The 8,241-nt window shown below is 37.5% G+C and carries 4 protein-coding genes; 2 read left to right on the forward strand and 2 right to left on the reverse strand.

Annotated elements, in window-relative coordinates; genetic code table 11:
• Window positions 1–244 precede the first annotated feature (244 nt).
• Window positions 245–613 carry a cyclic nucleotide-binding domain-containing protein gene (locus VB733_RS14580; RefSeq protein WP_323340784.1) on the reverse strand — a complete coding sequence of 123 codons (369 nt, stop codon included), beginning with the start codon at window positions 611–613 and terminating at the stop codon, window positions 245–247.
• 1,166 nt (window positions 614–1,779) lie between these two features.
• On the opposite strand from VB733_RS14580, the gene VB733_RS14585 reads away from it, so the two are divergent.
• Both VB733_RS14585 and VB733_RS14590 read left to right on the forward strand, forming a co-directional pair.
• Window positions 1,780–2,493: a choice-of-anchor E domain-containing protein gene (locus VB733_RS14585; protein ID WP_323340785.1), complete on the forward strand. Its 714-nt coding sequence runs from the start codon at window positions 1,780–1,782 to the stop codon at window positions 2,491–2,493.
• Between the two features lie 419 nt (window positions 2,494–2,912).
• A complete protein-coding gene (locus VB733_RS14590) occupies window positions 2,913–3,746 on the forward strand; it encodes an SDR family oxidoreductase (protein WP_323340786.1) in 834 nt (277 codons plus the stop codon).
• 145 nt (window positions 3,747–3,891) lie between these two features.
• Here the strand turns inward: VB733_RS14590 and VB733_RS14595 are convergent, their stop codons facing one another.
• Window positions 3,892–7,971, reverse strand: a complete 4,080-nt coding sequence (locus tag VB733_RS14595; protein ID WP_323340787.1) for a DUF2157 domain-containing protein — start codon at window positions 7,969–7,971, stop codon at window positions 3,892–3,894.
• Window positions 7,972–8,241: the final 270 nt, after the last annotated feature.

The following is an 8,241-nucleotide window of genomic DNA, read 5'->3' on the forward strand; positions in this document are numbered from 1 at the left end:
GAGCATTTGGCTACGATATAACGTCAAGCGATCGCATGATTCGCGAATCATACTAAAATATGTGGAAGTAGAGTCTGTTTATTTATCTAACTAAGCCTTTCAAGATGGGCAAGGATTAACGTTAAAAACCGGGTTTCCTTAATTGCTTTCGACAGAAGCTCGGTTTCTCAATCTCACGAAAAATTTGAACGTTAAATCAAACTTTTTCCTCAGCACCTTGAAAGGGCTAATTTTTATAATTTTTTTATAAATTATGCTCCAAACGACTCAAGCGTTGGGAATAGCTTCGCATAACTTTCAACGCAAACATCGGTGTTTCTTGAACCGCAAACAAAAAGCGTTGCTCATCAAGGAAAGCTAACTTGCAGTCAGTTTTAGCTGTGGCTGTATAAGTTCTATTATTGATGCCGACGAGGGCACCAGTGCCAAAGATATCTCCGGTTGTAATCGTCTCGGTAATTTTGCCATTGACGGAGATGTTAACTTCTCCTTCCAGAACACCGTACATCACATCTCCAGGTTGTCCTTCTGCAAAAATGACTTGGTTAGGTATAAATACTTTTGGTTCGGGTTGCTTTTGGAAGATGCTTATGGTTTGTACAGCACTTAACATGAATTTGTTGCTCTAACTACAAAGGAAAGTTTAGGACTTAATCTCAACTTCAGCATTAAAAGTAGATTTAGAAATGGCTAAGATTTGGTTAAAAATATTCTCAACTTTCCAAGTTCCCGTTTCCTAACTATGGCTGACGAGAAATTTTAAGTATGAATCATCTTGACATAACATTTTTTATTTTGATATGATTTCTAGCTCTAATTTTGTGCTATAGTAGGAGGAGATTCTAACTGTTAAGCGAGTTAAGCGTAGCAGTATCTTTGTCTTTATAGTTAAGCTAATTTATTCACAAGGTTGAGTAAAAATTGAAAATTAAAGCGTTGGATATCAAGGCTGGTGATCGGATTGTTGCCTACTGTAAGAACAAAAGGCAAATCTGTAAAGTCAAGCAAATTTTAGACCCAGGTCAGACCAAGATCACGCTTTCAGTATTTACAACTGAATACTACCGTGGCTGCTTAGTCTCATGTGTTGTTCGTTTTCAATGGGATGCTTTAGTTGAGTTAGTCACCTAAAAAGCGAATTTGAGGAAATCAAAGTTTAAATTTTATTCTAGTTCTGTTCCCTCAATAATTTACATCCCAATTACTTTAATGTTGGGTTTAATATTTGGGCAAAGTCACGGTGAACTTTGTTCCTCTATATCTCTGCGTTGAATCTGTAATACATCGGCTTCTGTTTCCGACAGCAACAAAGTATCTTGAACAATTTCCGCAGTCCGTTTAGGTGATTTGCGAAAAAGAAATTACCCATCTTGTTGTTGGTGTAGCGGGCTTTCCGGCTCCAGGTTTTCCGTGAAGAATATCTCCCCGGAAACTCCTCTCCGCACTACAGTAATTTGACGGGATTTTTTGTAGTGATGCTCTCTAGCCCGCTTCCTGGAGATTAGGGAGCTTTCCGGCTCCCACTACAAATTTTATTTTTGCAAAATTAGGGAACATCCCAATTTTTTATAAAGAAATCATGAGCAATATTTAAAAACTTTATTTTTATCTATTGATATTCGTTGATATTTAATTATTTATAAATGTTAAATCTAATTAATAAAGATTTAATCAAGATACTGTCAATGATATTGCGTAAGTAGATAGATTAAGCGTAATCTCTTAGCAAAGAGTGTGTGAAAACAAAAACTAAAATATATCAAAATATAAGGGATTAAAATGCATCGCCATCTACCTCAACTGCAAATGGCAATATTTGCGATCGCAACATATGCCGTATCTATGCATTCAGCCGTCGCCGCATCTTTAAAATATGAGAGTTCTGTCACTGTACAAAGAACTAACTATTTTGATAAATCTGTCACTTTACCAAAGTTTAATCCCGAATTAGGAGATTTAACCAGTGTAAAACTAACATTAATAGGAGCAGTTCAAGGCTCAATTGAATTAGAGAGTCGTGATGCATCTGTAACTAATGTCACGGCTGATTTAGCAGCAGAAGTTAGACTACTCAAACCAGATAAAAGTCTTTTGTTAGCAACTTTACCGACTGCATCTATCTCCAAGCAATTTACAGCGTTTGATGGGATAAAAGACTTTGGAGGAACTTCTGGAGCAACTTTCAACAATTTATCTAGTCAAGAAACTGATTCTACTGAACTAACTAGCGGATTTGATTTATTTTTGGGATTGGGAGAGTTAGTTTTACCTGTCACAGCAGAAGCAAAATCTCGGAGTACAGGTGCAGGAAATTTATCACAAGAGTTCAATACATTTGCTGGTGCAAATGTTGAAATTATCTATGATTATGTTGTGAGAATACCCAAAGCAGAACCAAAAAGAAAGGTTCCTGAATCACAAATCTCTTTAGGGATATTAGCAGCAGTGGGAGTTTGCACTTTACTGAAAAGTAAATATCCTCATTTAGTATAAAACCGTAATTATCTAGATTTTAGAAGTCAGTTGCGTAAATCCAAATGACAGCAATTTGTGAGTAAATAAACTACAGTCTGAAGTCTTAAAATCCAACATGTAAGACTCTTTGACTCCTCACGAATATATGCTTACTTATCCAAAGTTGACGGGATACAAATAGATATCTTTGTCTCTAGCTCCCGTCAATATTTACTTCAGAAACTTTTGAACACAACTCAGTAAGCCAACTCTGACTAAAATTGTAATTTTAATTCTTTAGAATGCTTATAAATAAACATACTATATTCAATCTATTAGATATGATAAGGCGATGTCAATGCTGACTGATAAAGTTATTAGCTCAAGAGTAGAAATACTGGATGAGTTGGCATTGGTATTTGCTTGATTGTTAATGCCAAATTTTAGTTTTAAGTAATATGTTCCCCAAGAAAATCGATCACAAACAACCGAAAAAAACCGCTTTGATTACTGGAGCGGCAGCAGGCATTGGTTACGAATTAGCAAGTATTTTTGCTCGTGATGGTTATAATTTAGTATTAGTCGATAAGAATGAGCAACAATTAGCTAATGTTACTAATGAATTAAAATCGAAATTTGGTAGTTTGATTACAATGATTACCAAAGACTTATCTTTGCCAACATCATCTTTAGAAATATATTCCCAACTACAAGCAGCATCAATAAATGTTGATTTTTTAGTCAATAATGCTGGATTTGGTCATTATGGTTTTTTTGCCGATACCGACCTCACATCGGAATTGGATATGCTACAAGTTAACTTGGTGACTCTAACTCACATGACGAAACTTTTTGTGAGGGATATGGCAAAACGTGGTCAAGGAAAAGTATTAAATGTTGCTTCAACTGCGGCATTTCAACCTGGACCCTTGATGGCAGTATATTTTGCCACTAAAGCATACGTGTTATCCTTTTCACAGGCGATCGCAAATGAGTTAGAAGGTACGGGTGTCACAGTAACTGTACTATGCCCTGGTCCAACTGAGTCAGCTTTCCACGTAACAACGGGGATGGCGGAGACGGAATTAGTCAAAGGCAAAAAAATGATGGATGCAGCAACTGTTGCGAGAGTTGGTTATCGGGGATTGATGGCAAATAAAACTGTAGTTATCCCTGGTGTCAAAAATCGTATACTTGCAGAAACTGTGAGATTTATTCCCCGTAGTCTCGTCACGAAGTTTGTGCGTAATATGCAAGAATTACCCAGTATAGATGAGGGCGCGAGTATTTAATTTTTTTCTGAAAACCAGTACAATAAACTTCAGAAATTAGTCATATCATGTTCGGCTAATCACTTACAATTAAAATTTCTCCGCGCCCCCGCGTCTCTTAGTCTCCGTGTCAGTCTTAATAATAAGTATTCAACCGGACATGATATTACTCCCATTCTTGAAATTCATCACTAGTATTCCTAAACAAAGAATTTAACTGTTCTCGTCGGGTTTCAAAGTTTGCGGCAATGGAAATAAAAATAATCCCAACGCATAAACTAATAATCCATTTGACGAAGGAATAACGCAAGCTGAGAATGACTAATTGATAAATTGAAGTCATTAAAAATGCACCTGTGCCCACATACAGAAATGCCCGAATTCGCAAACTTAACCCGGCAAAAATAGTCAGAATACTGATAATTATCGGGATGAGAACGGTATCTTGGTGAAACAACACAGCCGAAGTGCAAATCATGCCGCTACCTAATAACCGCAAATAGTGGCGCTTATCTTTCTGTGGGGTTAATTTTAATTCTGGATCAAATTGAGCAATATAAAGTAAAGATAACCCAATCGTTGCCACATACCACAATTCACTAGTTAGATGTAAATTATAAAACCATTTGCATAGTGCCCAATCGATCAAGCCAATACTAAGATACGTCAAACGAAAATTCTGATTGAGCTTTGCCAGAAAAGCATAAAAGGCAGCCGTAATTAATAAAGTAGTTGGATAAATTTGTAACCAGGTGATGCCAACAATTACTAATGGCAAAACGTAGGCAGTATTTTGCCAAGGTGTTTTCGACCATCCCCAACGCTCCCACGGTAGAATATAGAGGAAATATGCCACAATACAAGCGATCGCCCCATTCCAAGGCAATAATTGCTGGGTAAATACTTGTCCGATTGGTAAATCTCGCAACAAAATGGCGATCATTAAGGTTTCGATAAAACCCAGATAAACCCAAAAATCCCGTGCTGGGACACCCGTATTTAAGGAGTTTTCAGCATTCGCTGGATAATCTTCTGGGTAATTAGACATTCTGCCTTGGAAGATGGCGTAGCGGACTAAAAATGTACCTGTTCCTAAGCCAATAAAGCGATTAATTTCCACGGGCGAGACAATCGCCAATAATAATAAACAGCTACTCCACCCCCAATGGAAATGGGCAACTGCTTCGATTTCTTGTCTGCTCAAGCGTAAATATTGAACCAGCCAAGGAGAAAGGATGCGATAAACATACATAATAATCGCACCCAATGCAGACATGGCAATTAACCCATCACCATATGCGCCTCCCTGCACCTGTAACATTTGGTAAAAGAGAAATTCGTAGGCAGAAATTGAAACCCCGATTAATCCCAGGTATAACAAAGGTTTTAATGCTTGTCTGCGTCTACCCACACCAATGATAATTAATGCCACGCCCAGGGTATATAATCCCGTCCAACTGGTAAAAGTATCAAAACGTAGCACGACACTAAATAAAGCATAGATAATTGGCAAGATATGGAAACTATTGGGTAATTCCTGCAAGCTGTGTCTGCGTTTCCACCATTCGCCAAAAAGCTGGCTTGCTAAACCTAGAGCAATATTTGCGATCGCAATTTTAACAGTTGTTCTGCCACCAAATGCTAATGCCTCAGCCGCGAGTAATTCCAAACACCAACCAATACCATAAAATGCCCAGTTAGTTGGTTCATGCCAACTACGAAAAATTACAGATAATAAAGTGATAAAGGCGGCAAGTATATAGAAAGTATCGGTGGTGAAATTACCCTGATAGACTCCAACTGCATGTAAAGTTAAGGCGAGTAATTCGACAGTCAATAATATACAAGCCCATTTATTTGTTGCTTCTATATAAATTATTGAGAGTAGGTGTTGACTATTAGTTGAATTCTGAAGATTACGAGTCAGTAAATATTTGCGCGTCACCCATAAAGCCAAAATTGCCATACTAGTAACCACAAACCAACCTGATATGGATAGTAAGGGGAAACTAGGTATACCTTCACCGAAGATGACAGCAATAAAAGTCAAAATAAATGCAACTGTAATTAATGCAAAGTCCTGGGTTTTTAAATAGCTGGTATTGAAAAACATCAACAGCACGCCTACACCTAAACCAATTAATCTTGTTCTGGCTAAGGGTAAAGTGAGTAATTGAGCCATTCCCAAAGTAATGACACTCGATACACTATTAATTTTGCCGTGGATTCCCACACTCCGACTAGCAATAACAGTCAACGTTACTGGAGTTACTAACCAAATTACAGCCCAAGGATAACTTTTGACGCGAGTAAAATTAGTATAAACAAAATTACCCTCAACATTAACTAGTAATAAATAAAAACTAACAGCAGCTAATCCAAAACCAAGATACCATGCACTATGTCGCCAGTGGACACCAAAACTATTACCGAAAATGCCAATAATACTAAATAACCATTCAGCCACCATTAATACAAGTAATATACTTACCCAATATTCAGAACGAAGTGTTGGCATTCCCCAATTAATACAGGAACAAAATGACAGAATTGCCGTAATGTGAGTCAGGTAAATTAGAGTTGGGAGATGGAAAGAGAAGGAAGAGGTATCACTATCTTTTTCTTGTTGTCTTCTTTGTCTCCCATAGGTAATAACTGCAAGGGTGACGGTTGATAAAACAAGATTTAAAGAACGTAATGCTGGATTTACTAAAGCATTAAAAGTTAAAGCTAAACCAAAAAGCAAACAAATTTGTTCGCCAAATTTAGATATATATCTAGATGTCTGAGATTTTTCGAGTTTTTCTTCAAATCTGGATAAATACTCAGTGAAAACTACCGTGGCAATTAAATAAGGAAATAAACCCAAACTCCATAATGCCCAAGATTGATGTTGGGAATTTGTAATTTGCACTGCAACTTTGGCGATTTGCAGTTGTAACTCAACAGGTACTAAACGCCAGATTAACCAATTAGCTTGTAAGCCAATAATAAATATTGCTGCAAAATCTGATTCCCACTTCAATAATTGCAAACGTTGAGCAAAAATCCATAAACCTAAAGCACTTACAGCCAGCGCTTGTCCTGGATGTGTGGCAACAGTAACAGCCCAACCAATAAAGACTAAAATACCACCAAGAAATTGCCAGGGAAAAACCAGGGATGGAGAAGACGCTGAGAAACTTGTGTCTAGATTTTGTGGCTGTATTTCTAATTTTTCATCTTTTCCTAACCAATTTATTAACCAACCACAAATTGCGATCGCTAATCCTAATTGAGTAACATCAATACCAGTAATAAATATACCGCGTATCAGTAGTAATCCTAATGCAAAAATAATTAAATAGATAGGTAAATTACTACTCGTTTTAATTTCTGGTGTGTCTCGTTCTATTTCTACAACTGCTTGATTAGTCAATGACTTTTGATAAATCGTAATCAAACTAGTGCCAATCATTGCTATATAAATCGCAACTACAGGAAAACTAGACAAACTCCAACCTAAATGTAAATATGAAAGCCCCAGTATATTAACTATTCGCAAACCATTAAATAATCGGAAATTACGATTTGTAAATTGAGGAGTAATTAATCTACTATGAAAAATTAAAATAGTCGTAGCCGTCAGAGTTGCAAATGCGATCGCAATTACTAACCATCCCCCAGGATTTTGCCATAACTTAAACCCATCCATTGCCCAAAAATTTACCGGGATTAGTAGCTGCGTCACTACTAATAAACCTTGTGTAGTCAACCTCAAATTAGCTTGTTGATTTGCCCAGAAACTGACACCAAAAAAGCTCAAAGTATAAGCTAGCAAAACTCCATACTGTCCAGCAGCCGGAAACTTTTCCCACTGACTCGCAGCTAACAAGCCTGAGGAAATAACCACCAGGAAGATACCTAAAAACAGCAACCAGCGCACACTCAGTTCCGCCATCAGCGACTGCATCATCCCAGCGAGAATATTCGGTTGCTTGGGTGAAGGCACTTCTGAATCTGGCACTGGAGGATTGACACCGGGAGATGTTACATGTACAGCCTCGATATTGGATGTAACTTTTTCGACTACAAACTGTGGTTCTGTCTGTAAACGACAAACCAAATGTTCTTGACAAATTTGCCGAACTTGAGAGTCAGAAATTAAACCTAATTCCAGCCAAATCTCTAGTCCTGTCAGTAGTTCAGGGTGGTAAAATGGAAGCCTGACAATAATATTCCGCGCGCTTTCAAAATTTGAAGACATAAACCGCAGCCAGCAGCAAGATAATTTATAGATGCAAGACTAATCTAAACCAACAATTATTTATATGAAAGTAAAGAAGATTGCATCTCTCAATTAAATATTCATTAACCGCGATTTGATTTTCGCCTTGTCTGTGCCAGTTTGTACAAAGTAACAAATAATGCTCACCCACTCATATCAGATTCGCCTGAATAATTACGATACAATCGACGCGGGGATGGGGAGACGCGGAGATGGGGAGATGGGGAGATGGGGAGATGGGGAGATGGG

It is taken from the genome of Calothrix sp. UHCC 0171 (assembly GCF_034931845.1).
Taxonomy (GTDB): domain Bacteria; phylum Cyanobacteriota; class Cyanobacteriia; order Cyanobacteriales; family Nostocaceae; genus Brunnivagina.

Bases quoted from the DNA above. Each gene is read 5' to 3' on its own strand.
- VB733_RS14580 (WP_323340784.1), bottom strand. From the start codon at position 613: ATGTTAAGTGCTGTACAAACCATAAGCATCTTCCAAAAGCAACCCGAA.
- VB733_RS14585 (WP_323340785.1), top strand. From the start codon at position 1,780: ATGCATCGCCATCTACCTCAACTGCAAATGGCAATATTTGCGATCGCA.
- VB733_RS14590 (WP_323340786.1), top strand. From the start codon at position 2,913: ATGTTCCCCAAGAAAATCGATCACAAACAACCGAAAAAAACCGCTTTG.
- VB733_RS14595 (WP_323340787.1), bottom strand. From the start codon at position 7,971: ATGTCTTCAAATTTTGAAAGCGCGCGGAATATTATTGTCAGGCTTCCA.